The sequence below is a fragment of the Pseudoalteromonas sp. 2CM28B genome, assembly GCF_023161935.1.
Map to the genome: position 1 here is coordinate 204,084 of NZ_JALNTH010000007.1, position 18,591 is coordinate 222,674.

Consider the following 18,591-nt stretch of genomic DNA (forward strand, 5'->3'; position numbering starts at 1 on the left):
ATTACGCGTTTTCTACTGCAGTACGAGGGTCAACATATTCCATGTTGAACGCTTCAGCTACTTCTTTGTAAGTTACTTGGCCTTTAATTACGTTTAAGCCTTTTAAGAAGTGCGCGTCATCTAGTAGTGCCTTTTTGTAACCTTTGTTTGCAAGGTTAATAATAAACGGCAATGTTGCATTGTTAAGTGCAAAGGTAGAAGTACGCGGTACTGCACCTGGCATGTTAGCAACACAGTAGTGAACAACTTCATCAACAATGTATGTAGGATCAGCGTGTGTTGTTGCTTTAGAAGTTGCAATACAACCACCTTGGTCAATAGCAACATCAACAATTGCAGAGCCTGGCTTCATTGCTTTAATGTGATCGGCTGTTACTAGTTTAGGTGCTGCAGCACCTGGAATTAGTACGCCACCAATTACTAAGTCAGCTTCTAGTACGTGTTTTTCAAGTGCGTCAGCCGTTGAGTAAATCGCTTTAACTTTGTTACCAAATTGCGCGTCTAGTGCACGAAGTACATCGATGTTGCGGTCAAGTACTACAACGTCTGCGCCCATGCCAACAGCCATTTGCGCTGCGCTACGACCCACCATGCCGCCGCCAATAACAACTACTTTAGCTGCTTCAACGCCTGGTACGCCACCTAGTAACATGCCACGGCCGTGGTTAGATTTTTCAAGCGCTTGTGCACCGGCCTGAATAGACATACGACCTGCTACTTCACTCATTGGTGCAAGAAGCGGTAAGCCGCCACGTGCATCGGTAACTGTTTCGTAAGCAATACAAATCGCTTTGCTTTTAACAAGGTCTTCAGTTTGTGGAAGATCAGGTGCAAGGTGAAGGTAAGTAAATAAAATTTGATCTTCGCGTAGCATTGCACGCTCAACAGCTTGTGGCTCTTTTACTTTTACGATCATGTCTGCTTTTGCAAAAACATCAGCTGCAGTTGCTAAAATTTCAGCGCCAGCTTGTGTGTAATCTTCGTTAGTAAAACCAATGCCCATACCTGCATCTGTTTCAACAATCACTTGGTGGCCGTGATTTACTAATTCACGAACACTCGCAGGAACCATACCTACACGGTATTCATGGTTTTTAATTTCTTTAGGTACACCAATAATCATAAAATTTGCCTTATTAAGAACGGATTAACATTTTTCACTATTATATTCATCATAAGGTAGTGTGTCTCACCTTTTTTAAAAGGTTAACCAGTGTTATTATCTAAATAATAAAAATAAACAGAATATTAAACTAGTTGGGTGTATGCATCAGTTATTAGATAGAATTGACCGTAAAATTTTAATGGAATTACAGCACGATGGACGCCTTTCTAATGTAGAACTGGCCCGACGAGTTGGCCTGAGCGCCACGCCCTGTCTGGAACGCGTAAAAAAGTTAGAACGTGAAGGTTATATACTTGGCTACAAAGCGGTGGTTGATCCAGCAAAGCTTGGCCAAGGCTTATCTGTGTATGTTGAGGTAACCATTACCAAAACATCGCCCGACGTATTTGATGAGTTTAGTGCGGCGGTTAAACAGCACGAAGAGATAATAGAGTGTCACTTGGTATCGGGTAATTTTGATTTTTTATTAAAAACACGCGTAAACGATATGTCAGAATACCGCGGTGTACTAGGCGACATTCTTTTAAAGCTGCCAAACGTGAGTGAAAGCCGCACCTATGTAGTAATGGAAGAAGTAAAAGGTGAAGACGGCGTAATAATTCGCCCTTACATTGCGTAAATTTAACCGCAAAAGATAAACACACTCTAATTTATAAAAACTTGTTCATAATCAGGCCATACACATTAAGATAAAGTGCATCAAATTGCATTTCCTGCTAAGGTATTTGATTGCAAGCAAGTGCCAATAGAACAATAAAGAGGGATAGGAAGTTATGCGCCTAAACGGTGTGCAAAGACTATTAGAAACAGGGCTGATCATCAGTACCTTTGCGGCAATATTCATTTTATGTGCTTTAATCAGCTTTGATCCCGCTGACCCTGCGTGGTCGCAAACGGGTGAATTTAGAAACGTAAAAAATATTACAGGCACTGCCGGTGCTTGGGTGGCCGATATATTATTACTGTCATTTGGTTGGCTTGCTTATTTAGTGCCAGCCGCTATTCAGCTGTTTGGCTATTTATTATTTAAACAACCTCATCGTATTTTACAGCTCGATTACACCACACTTGCCTTGCGTGTTATTGGCTTTGCTTTATTTATTACATCAGCAACGGCAATCAGCAGCATTAACTTTGATGATATTTATAACTTTTCATCCGGTGGGGTAGTGGGCGATGTGATTGCATCGGCCATGATGCCAGCATTTAACTTTACCGGTACCTCTATACTATTATTGTGCTTCTTTTTTGCTGGGCTTACTTTATTAACCGGTGTGTCGTGGGTTGAATTTGTAGACTACCTCGGCGATTTAGTGGTTAGAGGCTACCGTTACATTGCTAATTACGCCCAAGGTTGGATGCAACGAGAGCGTATTGCGGCAAATCCGGTGCAAGCCGATGCCCAATTTAATGATGACGTTGACGATTATGAGCAAAGCGATACCAGATTCGAGCAACCACCAGAATTTGAACAAGAACCTGCAAAAAGTAAAAAACCAGCTAAACAAAAAGCCATTACTAAAGAGCAGCCTACCTTTAGCGAGCCGCAAATTAGTGATGACTACAGCCCATTTGATGAGCTAGACGATATACTCGACCAAGAAATTGGCTTTAGCGCCATAGATGATGAGCCTATGGATACAGCGGCTGCACTTAATGCGCTTGATCAAAGCCAAGTTGTTGAGCCTGAAAAACCGGTTACCACGGTGGTATCGCCAGCAAGGCCTATGCCTAAGCCAAAACCTGCATATCAGCCACCGCCAACAGCAAAAGAAAAGTTTGAAGAGTTACTTGATAAAGAGCCACCGCCAGGGCCATTACCGTCGCTTGATTTACTCGACAGACCGGATAAAGCAAAAAACCCGATATCGGAAGAAGAGCTTGAAAGCGTGTCGCGTCTTGTTGAAACAAAATTACTCGACTTTAACGTACAAGCAAAAGTGGTTGGCGTATACCCAGGCCCAGTTGTAACACGTTTTGAGCTTGATTTAGCACCGGGTATAAAAGTGTCTAAAATTACTGGTTTATCAAAAGATTTAGCCCGTTCGTTATCGGCAATTAGTGTACGTGTGGTTGAGGTGATCCCAGGTAAAACTTACATAGGGATAGAGCTGCCTAATAAGTACCGTGAAATTGTACGTTTATCTGAGGTAATCAACGCCCCTAAATTTGAGCAAAATCCATCGCCACTAACCATGGTGTTAGGTAAAGATATTGCAGGGCAACCTGTGTGCGCCGATTTAGGTAAAATGCCCCATTTACTGGTAGCGGGTACCACGGGTTCGGGTAAGTCAGTGGGCGTTAATGTAATGATATTAAGCTTACTGTACAAATCGGGCCCTGATGATGTTCGTATGATCATGATTGACCCGAAAATGCTTGAGCTTTCGGTTTACGAAGGTATTCCGCACCTATTGTGTGAAGTAGTTACCGACATGAAAGAAGCCGCTAACGCACTACGTTGGTGTGTAGGCGAAATGGAACGCCGTTATAAATTAATGTCGGCGTTGGGTGTACGTAACTTAAAAGGTTACAACCAAAAAGTACTTGAGGCCAAAGAAGCGGGCTACCCAATTCTTGACCCATTATTTAAAGACACCGACGGCATGAAAGAAGGCCCAGACGAGTTAGATAAATTACCGAGCATAGTGGTAGTAATAGACGAATTTGCCGACATGATGATGATTGTAGGTAAAAAAGTTGAAGAACTTATTGCCCGTATTGCGCAAAAAGCGCGTGCCGCAGGTATACATTTAGTGCTTGCAACACAGCGCCCATCGGTAGATGTAATTACCGGCTTAATTAAAGCCAATATACCTACGCGTATGGCGTTTCAGGTGTCGAGCAAAATAGACTCGCGTACCATATTGGATCAACAAGGCGCAGAAAACTTACTCGGTATGGGTGATATGCTTTACTTACCGCCAGGTACAAGTGTACCAGAGCGTGTGCATGGCGCGTTTGTAGACGACCATGAAGTACATGCGGTAGTAAACGATTGGAAAGCACGCGGTAAACCTAATTACATTGATGAAATTTTAAATGGTGATGCAACAGAAGATGTTTTATTACCAGGTGAAACCAGTGAAAATGCTGATGAAGAGTCAGATCCGCTATACGACGAAGCCGTTGCGTTTGTAATCGAAACCGGCAAAGTATCGGTATCATCAGTACAACGTAAATTACGTGTTGGCTATAACCGCGCAGCACGACTAGTAGAACAAATGGAAACATCGGGTATCGTGAGCTCACCAGGCCATAACGGCGCTCGCGATGTATTAGTACCTAATGGAGCAAATTAATGAAAAAATTAAACAGTTTATTATTAGTGCTTGGCAGTTTAATTGCCACGCCTAGCTTTGCTGATGACAGCCAAGCACTGCAAGACAAACTCGCAAGCCTTAAAAGTTTTAAAGCGCAGTTTTCTCAAAACGTAACCGATCCGCAAGGCCAAGCGGTTATGCAAGGCGAGGGCACAATTGCCCTTAAACAACCTATGATGATCCGCTGGCAGCAAACAAACCCAGACGATACCTTATTTGTATCCAATGGTGACAAAACCTATTACTTCGACAGCTTTGCTGAGCAAGTAACTATTATGGATACCCATAGCCTTATAGATTCAACACCGTTTGTACTGCTTACTTCAAAAGATCCCGTACAATGGGAAAAATACAGCGTTCAAGCCACAGAGTCTGGCTTTAGTGTAACGCCAAATAAAGGCGTAGAGAGCCAAGTAGAGCAACTTGATATTACCTTTGCAGGTAACGAGCAAGGCCTTGCTAAGTTAGTTGTGACTGATAATTCTGGTCAGCTTTCATCGTTTAGTTTTAACAATGCACAAGTAAATACCGCGCTTGATACAAGCACCTTTGAATTTACCCCACCAGAGGGTGTAGAAATAGACGATCAGAGTAACGGTGAATAATTTAGGCTTTAATTTTGGGCCCGATGTACGCCCACTTGCTGCGCGCATGCGCCCAACAACGCTTGACGAATACATCGGTCAGCAGCATTTATTAAGTAGCGACAAACCCTTGCACCAAGCCATTGTTGCAGGGCGTTGCCACAGCTTAATTTTGTGGGGGCCGCCTGGGGTAGGTAAAACCACCCTTGCGCAAATTATTGCAAACCACGCCGATGCCGAACTTATACAAATGTCGGCTGTGACCGCGGGCGTAAAAGATATTCGCGACAGCGTAACGCAAGCGCACGATAACCTACAAAGCCGCGGGCAACGCACCTTAATGTTTGTGGATGAAGTACACCGTTTTAATAAATCGCAGCAAGATGCATTTTTACCTCACATAGAAGACGGCACTTTTATATTTGTAGGTGCGACAACCGAAAACCCTTCATTTGCACTTAATAATGCGATTTTATCGCGTGCACGCGTGTATGTTTTAAAGTCGTTACAAGAGAGCGACCTATACACAGTGATAGAGCGCGCACTTAAGCAAGATGAGCAACTAAACCAAAAAAATATTGTTATTGCTAATAACGCCAAACAGGCGCTTTGCCAAGCAAGTGGCGGCGATGCCCGTAAAGTGTTAAACCTGCTTGAGCAAGCGGTTGATTTAACGAGTGAGCAAAACGGCACATACAACGTAGATGAGCACGTATTAAGCCAAGTACTGCCAACCCATTTAGCTAAATACGATAAAGGCGGCGATGAATTTTACGATTTAATATCGGCTTTTCATAAATCAGTACGAGGCAGCTCACCCGATGGCGCGCTGTATTGGTATTGCCGTATTTTAGCCGGCGGCGGCGACCCACTTTATGTAGCAAGGCGTTTACTTGCCATTGCCACAGAAGACATAGGTAACGCCGACCCACGGGCAATGGAAGTGGCGTTAAACGCATGGGATATATTTCAGCGTGTAGGCCCAAGCGAGGGCGAACGCGCCATTGCTCAAGCCACTTTATACTTAGCTAGCGCACCTAAAAGTAATGCCGTTTATATGGCGTTTAACCAAGCAAAAGCTGATGCCAAAAACGAGCCAAGCTACCCAGTGCCAGAGCATTTACGAAATGCGCCTACTAACCTAATGAAAGATTTAGGCTATGGCGCCGAGTATCGCTACGCACATAACGAAGAGGGTGCCTTTGCCGCTGGTGAAAAATATTTACCGCCAGAAATTCAAGACAAACACTATTATTTACCGAGCGATCGCGGCCTTGAGCAAAAAATAAAACAAAAGCTTGATTACTTAAAAGATCGCGACGCGCAAAGCCCACTTAAACGATACGAAAATGATTAAACTTTATATGATGATCGCCCTTGGCGGCGCCTCAGGAGCCTGTTTACGATTTTTTATTAGCGAAACCATGCTAAAACTCCTTGGTAGGGGATTCCCTTTTGGCACGTTGACGGTTAATATTCTGGGTTCATTGTTAATGGGCATTTTGTACGGTTTGATAGAGAAAGAAATTATCGCCACAAGCCCCGCTAAAACCCTTATTGGTATTGGCTTTTTAGGTGCGTTAACCACCTTTTCAACATTCTCAATGGACTCGTTGTTGTTATTACAACAAGGTCACTTTATTAAAATGGCCCTCAATATCATCTTAAATGTGATGATCTGTATTTTTATGGCTTGGCTGGGCCTTCAGCTGGTAATGCAAAAAGGTTAAAAAACTAACATGTTAGATTCTAAATATTTACGACAAGACGTTGAGCAAACTGCAGCACGCTTAGCGGCTCGTGGCTACGAGCTTGATGTTGCAAAAGTGACAGAACTTGAAGAACAACGCAAAACATTACAAGTAAAAACGCAAGAGCTTCAAAGTCAACGTAACGCCAGTGCTAAAGCCATTGGTCAAGCAAAAGCAAAAGGCGAAGACGCACAACCACTATTAGATGCAGTGGCAAATTTAGGCAGCGAATTAGACGCAACTAAAAAAGCGCAAGACGAAGTACTCAACGCCATTAACGAAATTGCTTTAGCAATTCCAAACTTGCCAGACGAATCAGTACCAGAAGGCGCTGATGAAGACGACAACGTTGAAATACTTACCTGGGGCACGCCTAAAAAGTACGACTTTGAAGTAAAAGATCACGTAGACGTAGGCCAAGACCTAAACGGCCTAGACTTTGAAATGGGCGTTAAAATTAGTGGCGCACGTTTTACAGTAATGCGCGGCCAAGTAGCGCGTATGCACCGTGCACTTACGCAATACATGCTAGATACCCACACAGATAAAAACGGCTATACAGAAATGTATGTACCGTACTTAGTAAATAGCGCAAGCCTCTACGGCACAAGCCAATTACCTAAGTTTGCAGGCGATTTATTCCATACATTAGGCCTAGTAAACGACGACGGTGAACAACAAGCTGGCTTTAGCTTAATCCCAACAGCAGAAGTACCGCTGACTAATAGCGCACGCGACGAAATTTACGAAGAAAGCGATTTACCGATTCGCTTAACTGCGCACACGCCGTGTTTTAGAAGTGAAGCGGGCAGCTACGGTCGTGATACACGCGGTTTAATTCGCCAGCATCAGTTTGATAAAGTTGAACTAGTACAACTAGTAAAACCAGAAGATTCAATGCAAGCGCTTGAAGAGCTAACAGGCCACGCAGAGCAAATTTTACAAGCGCTAGAACTACCATACCGTAAAGTAATTTTATGTATGGGCGATATGGGCTTTGGCGCAGCTAAAACATACGACTTAGAAGTATGGTTACCGGCCCAAGATACCTACCGCGAAATTTCGTCTTGTTCAAATATGGTCGACTTCCAAGCGCGCCGTATGCAAGCACGTTTTCGCCGTGAAGGTGCTAAAAAGCCAGAGTTATTACATACACTAAATGGCTCAGGTTTAGCGGTTGGCCGTACACTCGTAGCCATACTAGAAAACTACCAACAAGCCGATGGCTCAGTAGTAGTACCAGAAGTATTACGCCCGTACATGGGTGGACTTGAAGTGATTGGGAAAGCTTAAAGTACTAGCTGTAAGCTTTAATAAAGAAAGCCTCTGTTTTAATGAACAGCGGCTTTTTTGTTTAAGGAAAAAGTTCGAGGTTAAAGGTAAAAGCTGAGATATTAATTCGCAGTGAAATTCATTGTGTAAGAATCGGCTTCATACATATCGGCGCTATTTTTGTATAAGGCGTACTTTAACGCGTGACACACAATTAAAAACTTTTGCTGGTTTTATAATCTCGAAAATTGGCTTACAACACCATTGGCTTCTTGTTGTAAAACATGAGTATATATTTGTGTTGTACGTACATCACTATGACCTAATTGTGCCTGAACCGTGCGAATATCAGCGCCACTTTTGCAATAGGTGCGTTGCAAATGAATGGCGTAAGGTATGTGGTGTAACGTGTTTCCTAATTTTTGCATCGTCAGCAGCCTGTTTAACAGCGCGTTGTAATTGCTTTTCATCAATATGATGACGCCTCAGCTGCTTACTCTCAGGATCAATGCTTAATTTATGTGATGAAAATAAATATTGCCACCCTAATTGTTTGTTATGGTTTGGATATTTTTTACGTAACAAATGCGGCATGTAAGCGCCGCTATATAAGGGTTTTTCAGATCTAATTGCAGGTAACTATCAACTAATTGTATTTGAGAACTTAATTGCGGCATGAGCTCTACTGCAAGCGTTACAACACGATTTTTACCTCCTTTGCCATCCCAAATTCGAATGCAGTTATAGTCAAAGTCAATATCGTGTACTCGTAAACGCAGTACCTCCATTAATCGCATACCACTGCCATAAAGTAGTCCACAGGGTAAATAATGCTTCGCAGAGCACACTTTAAAAAAATTATTTATTTCCTGCTGCGTTAAAACTACCGGTAGTTTACTTGCTCGTTTGCTCTTAATAAAACCTAATGATAATGAGAGTGGCTTTTTAATCACTTCTTTAAATAAAAAGCTCAACGCATTTAAGGCTTGTGTTTGAGTATTAGGAGCAACATTTTGTTGGTTGACTAAATGATTTAAAAAAAGTTCGACCTCATTATCTCCCATCGTTGTTGGGTGCCTCATAGAATTAAAACGAATAAACGAAGCTATCCAGTATAAATACGCTTTAATGGTACTTTTAGCATAACGCTTTAGATACATTTGTTCGGCTATCATAGTTAAAAAAGGTGATTTCATGATATGAATCTCTAGTAAAATTTAACTGTATATATAGACAGTGTATATTGTTTTGTCCAATATTACTGATCTCCACCATTTCGGTGTATTTCCGCACTGAATAAAAATAATTTTCAGTTAACTAATTGTTTACAGGTGTTTATTTGATGGTTAAGATAAATGCATTGTAATATATGGACATTTGTCGGTTTATAAAACGACAAATGTCGTAGACAAAATTGTTAAATTGCAAAAGGAGTTCGGGTGATATTTTCCCCAAAAGGATTTAATAAGGTCGCAGTGAAATATGCTCACCTGAAAAAATCATTTATTATCTCAACTGTTTTATTTATCGTTCTCTTCTTTATATTTAGCAATATGAGTCGCCAAAATCCATATCTATCTTTTGTAGCTATGTGCACTGCAATATTGGGTGCAGAGACATTCTTTATCGCTGGCTTTCTACAATACTTCGGAAAGCTCGACTCAAGTACCTCACTAAATCCGTTTTGGTATTTTATAACTTTGGCTAAAGAGTGGCTCGAGGTTGTAATATTTGTTGTTTTACTTTTAATGCCTCTCGTAATGGCCACTATGTTAGCTTACGGTGTGTAAATGCAACTTAACAAGCGCCTAAACTCCGACAATGTTACGTTGTCATGTTTTTGGCAAACAACGCAAAAAGCCATGCCAACACATTGCGTGTTAGGCGGGCGTTATGTTTTACGGAGGTTTTGGTGATAATTCGAGTATTCATTTTAGTAAGTTTATCCTTTTCTGCTTTTGCCAATGACTCTTGTGAGCGAACTAAAGAATATGTCGAACTACGTGATGAAATATTCAAATTAGTAAATAAACCTTACAAAGAGTGCAAAAGCACAACCAATCGCGCAACGCATTGGAAAGCCGTTGCAAGTTGTGTGGCTGATGGTCAGGGAGCAGATGCCTTTGAGTGTGGGAGTTTAGTTGAAAATCAAGATTACCCGTTAGATTACGCTAACTTAGAACATTGTGAATTGCTTAAACCATCTCTTGAGTTCTTTAAGCAAACATTACATGAAATTGCCGATGCAAAAGAAATAATAGAATGTAAAACATAACAAGCCATTACAGTAACGGGACTGCTAACAGCTTGCTCGGTTCCGCTTCGCTTCACAATTTTAGCAAGCTATTATTAGCCCCTGAATGGGGCGTTGGTATGACTCCCACCGCCAAGTTAAACACACTGATCCTTGCTTAACTTTTTAAGCCATAATTACTTCAGCTCGAATTAGAGCGAGTTAATACATAGGATGAAGCAAGTAATGTCGTCGGTTATCTTGCTGATATTCGTTGGTTATTACTATTTCTAGTAACAGAGCAGACCTTACTTATTTCGTCGTGGCACCTGTCTTCAGTCTGGATTAAGGGGTCAAATCTTGACTTCAGACATTAAATTGAGTCTGGATTAAGGGGTCAAATCTTGACTTCAGACATTAAATTGCAAATAGCTAAAGCGTCATAATATAACCCATTATATTTCTCTAAAAGCAAAGCGCCTCTAATCCTCTTTGTGAACTACTTTGGCTTTACCAACATCAGCTCAGCATCTTTCCCATCCATTAATACTGCTACATTACCCTCAGTGGTCACATACACATCTCTTAATCTTCCTGTTGCTTCTGGAAATATGTGTGACTGGGTGAATTCGCCATTAGCCAGATTAACGCTGTAGAGCTTTTTATCTACAAGCGTGGTAATGAGCACATGTTTTTGAAGTGAAGGGAATGCGGCGTGTTTAGTGCCGTAATACGCCATGCCTGACGGGGCAATTGATGGCGTCCAATCTACGCTTGGCTTTTGCATACCGGGGTAGTCTCTAAAAGGAGAAATACGTGCTTGTGAATAATCGTCACCGTAGGTGATCACCGGCCAGCCGTAGTTGGTAGCTGGCGTTAAGTAATTTAGCTCGTCGCCACCTGCGGGGCCGTGCTCGTGGCTAATAATTTGCTCGGTATCGTAATCATACACTAAGCCCTGTGGGTTTCGGTGACCGAGCGAGTAAACAGCGTGTGCATTGGGGTTTTTGTGATTAATAAATGGGTTATCTTTTGGAATAGTGCCATCTAGGTTTATGCGTAATAGTTTGCCAAGTTGGCTGGTTACAACTTGTGCTTGCTCTCTAAAATCAAAGCCATCACCAGTTGAAAACAGTAGAGTGTTGTCGGGTAAAAAGAGGGCGCGGCCAGCGTAGTGTTGTGGGGTATTTTTATCAGTCGCTACTGTGTAAATAATAACAGGCGTTGAAAAGCCGGTACCATTAAACGTAGCTTTTGCAATTACTAGGCGATTAGCCTCAGCTGTGCCTTGTGCGTAGGTAAATATAACTTCTTTGCTGGTGTTAAAATTAGGCGAGAGCACTATATCGAGTAAGCCGCCTTGGCCTGCAACGTATAAACCTTCAAGGTTTAAATTTACTCTAGTTTGCTGATTGTTTTTTACAATAACAACGTGGCCGTCGCGCTCTGTAATTAGCCATGACCCGTTTGGTAGCTTAACCATGCTCCACGGCGAATTTAATTGTGCTGCGAGTGTGTGAGTGCTGTATTGCTCTTTAGGTAATTCGGCAGCACTGGCGGTAGATGCAAAAAGCCCTACAAACAGCCATAGCGCTAATTGAGAGAGTCGTTGTTTACATTGCAAGCCTTTGCTACTGTAAGAAAAAAGCTTTATTTTAAGTTGAGATAACCATGCCATTTTTAACACGTTTACTCCCTATATTTTTAGTTTCTTGGTTATTTACCTTTACGCTTGCTAGCTTGTTTCATAGCCAATACGTTGTCAATCAATTAGTTGATGTGGGCGTTGTGGTCAGCTTAAGCAACCGTATTAATTTAACGCTAGATGATTGGTTAGGGCTATTACCTACCTATGGCGCTATTATTGCCATTGCTTTAGCTATCGCTTTTTTTGCTGTTGTGTTACTTATTAAAAAGTTTGAAAAATACAGCATGGTGTTATTTGTGGTATCGGGTATCACTGCTTTTGCCGTGGTGCTAGTGGCCATTGAGTCGATTATGAATATTCATATTATAGCGGGCGCACGTGGATGGGGATTTTATTTGCAGTTACTAGCAGGTGCTTTAGGTGGCTTGCTGTTTGCCCTGTTAACCAAGGCGTTAGCCCCTAAACAGTAGGTTAAATAAAAAACTCAGTGGCTAACGCTAAGCGTTAACCTCCTCGTTAAAATACGATGTAAAACGGTTAATTAAAGCGCTACATAATAAGCGCTTTAATTGCCTCTAGGCCTTTTCTGAGAGTGGCTTCATCGTTGGCGTAGTTAATGCGTACGCACTGGTGTTTGTGCTCCCAGCTATCTTCAATGCCAATAAAAAAGTTATGCCCAGGAATTATATATACATCTTGCTCTTTGAGTTTTTGATAAAGCATTTCGCTGGTTATTTTTGAGTCTTTAAACCATAGCCACATAAAAAACGCGCCTTCGAGTTTATGTAAATAAACAGGCAAGTCGGCAAAAATTTCATCAAACAGGTTTATGGCTATCTCTGCTTTATTTTTATAAAAAGGCAATACCGTATTTTTACACAAAGGCAGTAATTCGCCTTCGTTAATTAAGCGGGTTACTAAGCTTGGCCCAATAGCGTTAGGCGATAACACCATAGAGCCGTTAACACGGCCAATAGCTTTGATTATTTCGTTATTAGCAACCACAATACCAGTGCGCAGGCCTGGCAAGCCCAGTTTTGAAAGCGACATACACAATATAATGTTTGAGTTCCACGTAAGGTTTGCATCGGTGTAAATACAGCCCGGGAAGGGGTCGCCGTAGGCGTTATCAATAATGAGGGGAATATTGTACTTGTGTGCAAGGGCGTCTAGATGGCGTACTTCATCATCGGTAATGACATTACCAGTTGGGTTGGTAGGGCGCGATACGCACAGTGCACTAATACTGGTATCGTTGGCTAATACGTTTTCTACCGCGTCAAAATCAATGACATATTTAAACTGCTTAGAGCCATTGAAGGTATTTAAAATTTCGATGTCGGGTTTTATTGCCACAAACATATCATCAGATAAACCTTGGTCGGCGTAACCTACGTATTCAGGCGCAAGCGGGAACAATATACGCTTATTAGTGCCATCGCTCATTTTGCCCGCAAGCATATTAAACAATACAAAAAAGTTAGCTTGGCTGCCGTTACCCAGTGCTATGTTTTGTGGTGTTAAGCCCCAGTCAAACTCGCTATTGAGCTGTTTAGCAAGAGCCGCTCTAAATTCGTCATTGCCAGTTGGCCCGTCGTACAAACCAAATACTTGCGATACTTTATTACTGGCTACTAGCTTTTGTAATTCATCTAAAAATACAGCATTAACCTGTGGTACGTGTGCGGGGTTACCGCCACCTAGCATAACAATATTTGGATTATTGCTTGCGTTAGCGCTGCCTAAATCTTCCATAAGCTGCGTTATTCCGTTGGGTTGTGTAAATTTAGTACCAAAATTTGAGTAGTTCATAATACCTTTGTGTGCGCTAATAACGAGGAGGGCAGTATAGCCTAAATAAAGGGCTTTATTTGCATGTTGAGAATAATTCACGGTTTAGAACTTTAAACCCTTTAGGGTATAATTAACGCACTTTTATTCGCTAGGCTATTGTTATCAGTAATTTTGAATCGACTTTACATCACACTACGCTTGAGGCTGAACCTGCCGCTGATTTAAACGAGCCTGTAGTCAAAAACACGCAATTTAAAATAGCCACGTTTAATTTATTTAACTACCTTGAGCCGCCTAATGCGTATTACGATTTTGAAAAAATTTATACCGCAGAGCAATGGGCACGCAAACAGCGTTGGATTGTGGATTATTTAAATGAGTACACGCCTGATGTAGTAGGTTTTCAAGAAGTGTTTAGTATTGAATCGCTAAAGGTGTTAATGGCGCAGCAAGGCTATACATATTTTGCTGTGGTTGATACGCCAGAGGTGATTGATGATTTTATTTTTAAGCGCCCGGTCGTGGCAATAGCGTCTAAATTTGAGATTGTTGATGTTGCTGCGGTTAAGCACAATACCGAGCTTGTTGAAATGCTTGGCCTTAATAGTAATTTTACGTTTAGCCGTAAGATGTTAAGAGCCACCATTAGATTACCCCATGTAGGTAATACCGACTGTTATGTGGTTCATTTTAAGTCAAAACGAGCCATGATTGAGAGTGATGAAAGTACTACTAGTTCAGCCAAAACCGAACCATCCTCAAGCGAAAAAAACATAATAGACACTCTCAAAGCAAATGTGGCCGGCTCGTGGGGCTCAACCATTCAGTGCGGCAGTGAAGCCACTTTACTAATGATAGAAATGATTGCCCGACGCGAAGCTACACAGCAGCCTATGGTGTTAATGGGCGATTTTAATAACGACTTAGCCGATGGTGTGTTGAGCCATTTACTAACGAATACATTGAGATTTGCCCCAGCGTTTGATGTTAAAACATACCTTGCAAAATATTGTTTAAATGACGCGTGGCAGTTATTTAAAACACTAAAAATGAGCCAATTTACGGCGCACAATACACAGCAAAACGCTGGCAATGCAGATGTTCAACAAAGTAATGCCCCCGCTGCGCCGTTATTAAATCGCAGCCCTACCCATTACTATGGAACAAGTAGTACGGTACTTGATTATATTTTACTCTCGTGTGAATTTGACCCAAGTTACGATGATAGCTTTTATGAAGTGAGTGATTATCATACATACGACAGGCATTTAATAAACCCAGAATACGAACGAGACGATTTAACAACCGATCACGCAGTGGTATCAATTACGCTAACGTTAAGGAGTTAATTCGTGGGTAACATTTATAAATAGCTTTGCAGTTTTTACATTATTATTGAACCTATAAATTACAAGTTATTAATTATAATGAACTTATTTTAGGCTTAAAACTTGCTGTAACTACTGAGTTAAAACAATTTTAAGGACATAAAAATGACTGAAGTTGCGCTTTCTGCCTATATGGCGTTTTACCTTTACTTAATAATGTTAGTGGTACAGTGGTCGGTAGCTACCTTTAGCAAAGCTAAACAGCCTAATGCTGTACCAGGTAAAATTAGCGATGATTTATCGCACGACAGTTTTATATTTAGAGCCCATCGTACTTTTCATAACACACTAGAAAACAGCGCGCTGTTTGTTGGTACTGTGCTATTTGCATTTGTTATAAATTACCAAAGCCCTATATTTGCCATGTGTGTTTGGGTGTATGTAATAGCGCGATTAATTCATATGGCGCTGTATTACGTTATAGCCACAGAGAAAAACCCAAGTCCACGCACGTACTTCTTTTTAATCAGTTTTATAGCCAATATTGTTATGCTAATTTTAATTGGCTTAAGATTATTGGCTTAATCAAGTTAAACGGAAAATAAAGTTAACAACCACTATTATTTTAGGCTTTTGGCTGGCGAGGGTATGTTAGTCAGTAGCTTATCATTTAACATAGAGATTGCGTATAGTATGTATAGTTCAAAAGAGCGAATGCTTTTGATTGAAGCGGCATTTTCATTTGTAAAGCAACAAGATGAAATTGATTACAATTTTCTGTATAGAAGTTTAGTTTTAACTGAAAGTGAAATAACCCATTTAGAAAATAACTATAATGATTAGTTGTTAGGTGAGGGAATTTAAAGCTTAGTGAGTGCATCAGCTTATAAGTACTTTCCTTTAAGTCTCAACGAATGTGTTTTAAAACTTATTAAATGCGGTGAGTATACCGCAAACATTAGAGGGTTTGTAAACACAAGTTCCGCAATTAATAAGTTAAGTTTTTAATATATTACTGGGCTTTATAACCTCGTATCCAATCTACCCAAAATATACTTTTTTTGGGTTCTGCAAGTTCAGATGCATTAGGCTTAACCTCTCGCCATGGCTGATGTTCCATATCCAGTATTATGTGTATAGGCTTGTTTAAGCCTGTTCCGTTAGTATAGTCTTCAGGAACAATAATATTAGGGCCAGGGGCACTTCGGACCAAAACACCATCTATATAGTAATCCAAATTCCACTCATCCTTCCAATGTACTCCATATCTACGAAATTTATTGCGGTATGTTTCTCCGTTGTTGTAAACCCAAGAGCCAGCGTCCTTAGGCTGATAGTCTTGAAATGGGTCTCAAATAAATTCGTGATGACTCACATGCATACGCTGGTCAAACCACTCTTGGCCAATTAGGTCGCTACCATATGACTCCATAGCATCAATTCCTGGGTAGAATCAGTACTAAGCATCCTTACAGCATTTGCCATAGTGTTGTTTGTTGGTTTTACCATCGCCTCTAGGTATAGGGGGTAAGTAAAGGTTGCTTTAGAAGAAATAATACCTGAGAGTATTTTGTTCGTTCTTGCTTTTTTGGTTGCTAGTAGACCAAGCGGACAAACCTGTAAAGAGGAAGAGAGTAGAAAGGGTAAAGTGAAGGCCTAGTAAATTAAGGCCTTCGTTCTGAGCTATTTGCTTGACGTATTTAACTATTTTTTATTCAATATTGATTTGTGTACTTGTTACTATTCCATCGTAATTGACAGAAACGATAACTGTACCGTTACTATTTGAATTACTCGTTAATCTATATCTAGCCTGATTGGTTCCAATATTAATTAATTCAGCATTTGCAATTGTGCTACCATTTACACTCCAATTCGCAAATTCTGAAACATTCAAGCTAGAAGAGGTATCACTATAGTTAGCGGTTAATGTTAAATCTAAAGTACCCAGAGGGCTCAATGTTAATGGATTTTCAGCGTCATTAATTTGAATACTTTCTAGGGTTGCGTCGCCTTCAACTTGCACGGCTATTGTTTTATACACTCCACCACAGCTCGCAACAAGCTCTGTAACGCCTGGTTTTAATGCGAGTAAAGTACCTTTATTTTCGCCCTGTTTTGTAACACCGACAGTATATGAATCTAACGTAGACCACTTTATAGTATTGTCTATATCGAAAGGAGAAGGATTGTTTATTAGATTGGCTTGCGCAGCTACGCTTATACGAGAACCTAAGTTTAATTTGATAATATCCTTAGATGTATCATCAGAAAGAATATCAATACTCTCTAGGTTAACTGGGTTGGCTGTGACAATTAAGGTATCCGATATGTTACCTATATTCGCAGTAATTGAAGTGTTCTCAATTTCACTTGATGAGGTATATAGTGTACCGTTGTTATCGATTAACGCGCTTGTTTCATCATCAAGAGTAAAACTAATATCTTTTATTGTATTTAAAGATATATAGCCATCTGAATAAGTAATATCTGCACTAATACTTGCTTCTATACACGTATTAATGTCACCTATTTCTGGTGAGGCTTGTTTTAGTTCTATGTTCGAAACGGCTTCATCACTAATTGACATTTGTCCTTCACCGGATATTTCATTTATTGTAGTGCCAGTAACCGTAATCAAACCTCTATCCAGTGGAGAATTAGTAATGGCTGTCACTAAGCCACGACTATTGACAGTGGCTACTTCTGGGTCGCTTGTACTCCAAGTAAGCTCATCGGTTACATCTCTCGTTTCTCCGTTACTATCTATACCCATGGCTTTAAGCTGAAATTGTTCTCCAGGTCTAATGCGTGTTTGATTATTGATAATAGTAACGGATTCTATAATTGTACCTTCAGTGCGAAGCTCTTCGAGAGTTACTGCTTTTTTTAGGTCGGTTGACTCAGTATCAGAGCCACAGCCAGTAACTGCTATTAATAATATCGAAATAATAGAGAGTTTGTGAGAGGTGTGTTTTATTGCCATTTTAGGATTGTACCTTTTAAAATGAGAGAATGACTAAAATTGGTAAGTAAAACCAAGAGAAATAGCTGTTATCTCGATATCGTCTTTGTCATAAAGTGATTGATAGCCAAGCCTTACTTGGGTGCTGTTTAAGTATGGAATATCTTGGTGCATTGCCACACCCCAAGCAAAACCTTTATATTGAAATTCATCATTTATAGTTTCTTCAGGGCCATTAACTGTAATATCTGTTTGCGCATAGCCGACTGAAACATCTAAACCGAAACCATTAACAACATCAGACTGCATTACGAAAAATAATGCGGCACTTTTTTCTATATCGAATTCAATGCGATAAAGGTTATCTTTCTCGTTGGCGGTTAGGTATTGGGCTTCAAAAGCCATATTATTGTTACTGACCCCTAAACGAAGTGCAGTTGATTTTGGCTTAACATCTTCGTTACTAATTGCCATTTCAGGTAATACATAGTCAACACCAATATATGCGGTGTCTGCAAAACATTGCGTTGAGGCACAGAATAGGAGTAGATAAAGAGTTTTTTCCAT

17 protein-coding genes and 1 pseudogene are annotated in these 18,591 nt (G+C 40.7%); 11 read left to right on the forward strand and 7 right to left on the reverse strand.

Annotated elements, in window-relative coordinates:
• Position 1: 1 nt before the first annotated feature.
• Positions 2 to 1,123, reverse strand: coding sequence for an alanine dehydrogenase (ald, locus tag MTN96_RS12540; RefSeq protein ID WP_004586748.1), 1,122 nt, complete (start codon positions 1,121 to 1,123; stop codon positions 2 to 4).
• Between the two features lie 142 nt (positions 1,124 to 1,265).
• On the opposite strand from ald, the gene lrp reads away from it, so the two are divergent.
• From lrp to serS, 6 genes are all read left to right on the forward strand, one after another.
• Positions 1,266 to 1,745, forward strand: coding sequence for a leucine-responsive transcriptional regulator Lrp (gene lrp / locus MTN96_RS12545; RefSeq protein WP_004586747.1), 480 nt, complete (start codon positions 1,266 to 1,268; stop codon positions 1,743 to 1,745).
• Positions 1,746 to 1,899: 154 nt separating this feature from the next.
• Positions 1,900 to 4,428 carry a DNA translocase FtsK gene (locus MTN96_RS12550; RefSeq protein ID WP_248531824.1) on the forward strand — a complete coding sequence of 843 codons (2,529 nt, stop codon included), beginning with the start codon at positions 1,900 to 1,902 and terminating at the stop codon, positions 4,426 to 4,428.
• Positions 4,428 to 5,054 carry an outer membrane lipoprotein chaperone LolA gene (gene lolA / locus MTN96_RS12555; protein ID WP_248531826.1) on the forward strand — a complete coding sequence of 209 codons (627 nt, stop codon included), beginning with the start codon at positions 4,428 to 4,430 and terminating at the stop codon, positions 5,052 to 5,054. Before MTN96_RS12550 ends, lolA begins: the two co-directional genes overlap by 1 nt.
• Positions 5,047 to 6,390 (forward strand): replication-associated recombination protein A, encoded by a 1,344-nt coding sequence (locus MTN96_RS12560; RefSeq protein WP_248531828.1) that lies wholly within the window; start codon positions 5,047 to 5,049, stop codon positions 6,388 to 6,390. The genes lolA and MTN96_RS12560 overlap by 8 nt, the downstream gene beginning before the upstream one ends.
• Complete coding sequence (crcB, locus tag MTN96_RS12565) at positions 6,383 to 6,763, forward strand: fluoride efflux transporter CrcB (RefSeq protein ID WP_004586743.1); 381 nt, start codon at positions 6,383 to 6,385, stop codon at positions 6,761 to 6,763. The genes MTN96_RS12560 and crcB overlap by 8 nt, the downstream gene beginning before the upstream one ends.
• Before the next feature lie 9 nt (positions 6,764 to 6,772).
• On the forward strand, positions 6,773 to 8,077 hold the full coding sequence (serS, locus tag MTN96_RS12570; protein ID WP_248531830.1) for a serine--tRNA ligase: 1,305 nt from the start codon (positions 6,773 to 6,775) through the stop codon (positions 8,075 to 8,077).
• A 212-nt stretch (positions 8,078 to 8,289) separates the two neighbouring features.
• Here serS and MTN96_RS12575 read toward each other — a convergent pair.
• Positions 8,290 to 9,252, reverse strand: a pseudogene (locus MTN96_RS12575) (integron integrase).
• A gap of 243 nt (positions 9,253 to 9,495) precedes the next feature.
• On the opposite strand from MTN96_RS12575, the gene MTN96_RS12580 reads away from it, so the two are divergent.
• On the forward strand, positions 9,496 to 9,846 hold the full coding sequence (locus MTN96_RS12580) for a hypothetical protein (protein WP_165726919.1): 351 nt from the start codon (positions 9,496 to 9,498) through the stop codon (positions 9,844 to 9,846).
• 122 nt (positions 9,847 to 9,968) lie between these two features.
• Positions 9,969 to 10,331: a hypothetical protein gene (locus MTN96_RS12585; RefSeq protein WP_248531837.1), complete on the forward strand. Its 363-nt coding sequence runs from the start codon at positions 9,969 to 9,971 to the stop codon at positions 10,329 to 10,331.
• Between the two features lie 457 nt (positions 10,332 to 10,788).
• Here the strand turns inward: MTN96_RS12585 and MTN96_RS12590 are convergent, their stop codons facing one another.
• Complete coding sequence (locus MTN96_RS12590) at positions 10,789 to 11,976, reverse strand: PQQ-dependent sugar dehydrogenase (protein WP_248531839.1); 1,188 nt, start codon at positions 11,974 to 11,976, stop codon at positions 10,789 to 10,791.
• On the opposite strand from MTN96_RS12590, the gene MTN96_RS12595 reads away from it, so the two are divergent.
• Positions 11,961 to 12,407 (forward strand): hypothetical protein, encoded by a 447-nt coding sequence (locus tag MTN96_RS12595; protein WP_248531840.1) that lies wholly within the window; start codon positions 11,961 to 11,963, stop codon positions 12,405 to 12,407. The genes MTN96_RS12590 and MTN96_RS12595 overlap by 16 nt on opposite strands.
• A 79-nt stretch (positions 12,408 to 12,486) precedes the next feature.
• Here the strand turns inward: MTN96_RS12595 and MTN96_RS12600 are convergent, their stop codons facing one another.
• A complete protein-coding gene (locus tag MTN96_RS12600; RefSeq protein ID WP_248531858.1) occupies positions 12,487 to 13,749 on the reverse strand; it encodes a valine--pyruvate transaminase in 1,263 nt (420 codons plus the stop codon).
• 239 nt (positions 13,750 to 13,988) lie between these two features.
• Here MTN96_RS12600 and MTN96_RS12605 point away from each other — a divergent pair, with 239 nt between their 5' ends.
• Both MTN96_RS12605 and MTN96_RS12610 read left to right on the forward strand, forming a co-directional pair.
• Positions 13,989 to 15,080 (forward strand): endonuclease/exonuclease/phosphatase family protein, encoded by a 1,092-nt coding sequence (locus MTN96_RS12605; RefSeq protein ID WP_248531859.1) that lies wholly within the window; start codon positions 13,989 to 13,991, stop codon positions 15,078 to 15,080.
• 144 nt (positions 15,081 to 15,224) lie between these two features.
• Positions 15,225 to 15,644, forward strand: a complete 420-nt coding sequence (locus MTN96_RS12610) for an MAPEG family protein (RefSeq protein WP_248531841.1) — start codon at positions 15,225 to 15,227, stop codon at positions 15,642 to 15,644.
• A gap of 427 nt (positions 15,645 to 16,071) precedes the next feature.
• Here the strand turns inward: MTN96_RS12610 and MTN96_RS12615 are convergent, their stop codons facing one another.
• The 3 genes from MTN96_RS12615 to MTN96_RS12625 form a co-directional block, all read right to left on the reverse strand.
• Complete coding sequence (locus MTN96_RS12615; protein WP_248531842.1) at positions 16,072 to 16,296, reverse strand: hypothetical protein; 225 nt, start codon at positions 16,294 to 16,296, stop codon at positions 16,072 to 16,074.
• A 474-nt stretch (positions 16,297 to 16,770) separates the two neighbouring features.
• The gene (locus MTN96_RS12620) at positions 16,771 to 18,045 is read right to left on the reverse strand and encodes an Ig-like domain-containing protein (protein ID WP_248531843.1); all 1,275 of its coding nucleotides are present in this window, start codon (positions 18,043 to 18,045) and stop codon (positions 16,771 to 16,773) included.
• Positions 18,046 to 18,078: 33 nt separating this feature from the next.
• Positions 18,079 to 18,591, reverse strand: coding sequence for an outer membrane beta-barrel protein (locus MTN96_RS12625; protein ID WP_096041630.1), 513 nt, complete (start codon positions 18,589 to 18,591; stop codon positions 18,079 to 18,081).

Coding starts and splice junctions, on each gene's coding strand:
- MTN96_RS12625 (WP_096041630.1), bottom strand. CDS start 18,591: ATGGAAAAAACTCTTTATCTACTCCTATTCTGTGCCTCAACGCAATGT.
- MTN96_RS12620 (WP_248531843.1), bottom strand. CDS start 18,045: ATGGCAATAAAACACACCTCTCACAAACTCTCTATTATTTCGATATTA.
- MTN96_RS12610 (WP_248531841.1), top strand. CDS start 15,225: ATGACTGAAGTTGCGCTTTCTGCCTATATGGCGTTTTACCTTTACTTA.
- lolA (WP_248531826.1), top strand. CDS start 4,428: ATGAAAAAATTAAACAGTTTATTATTAGTGCTTGGCAGTTTAATTGCC.
- lrp (WP_004586747.1), top strand. CDS start 1,266: ATGCATCAGTTATTAGATAGAATTGACCGTAAAATTTTAATGGAATTA.
- ald (WP_004586748.1), bottom strand. CDS start 1,123: ATGATTATTGGTGTACCTAAAGAAATTAAAAACCATGAATACCGTGTA.
- MTN96_RS12595 (WP_248531840.1), top strand. CDS start 11,961: ATGCCATTTTTAACACGTTTACTCCCTATATTTTTAGTTTCTTGGTTA.
- MTN96_RS12600 (WP_248531858.1), bottom strand. CDS start 13,749: ATGAACTACTCAAATTTTGGTACTAAATTTACACAACCCAACGGAATA.
- serS (WP_248531830.1), top strand. CDS start 6,773: ATGTTAGATTCTAAATATTTACGACAAGACGTTGAGCAAACTGCAGCA.
- MTN96_RS12550 (WP_248531824.1), top strand. CDS start 1,900: ATGCGCCTAAACGGTGTGCAAAGACTATTAGAAACAGGGCTGATCATC.
- crcB (WP_004586743.1), top strand. CDS start 6,383: ATGATTAAACTTTATATGATGATCGCCCTTGGCGGCGCCTCAGGAGCC.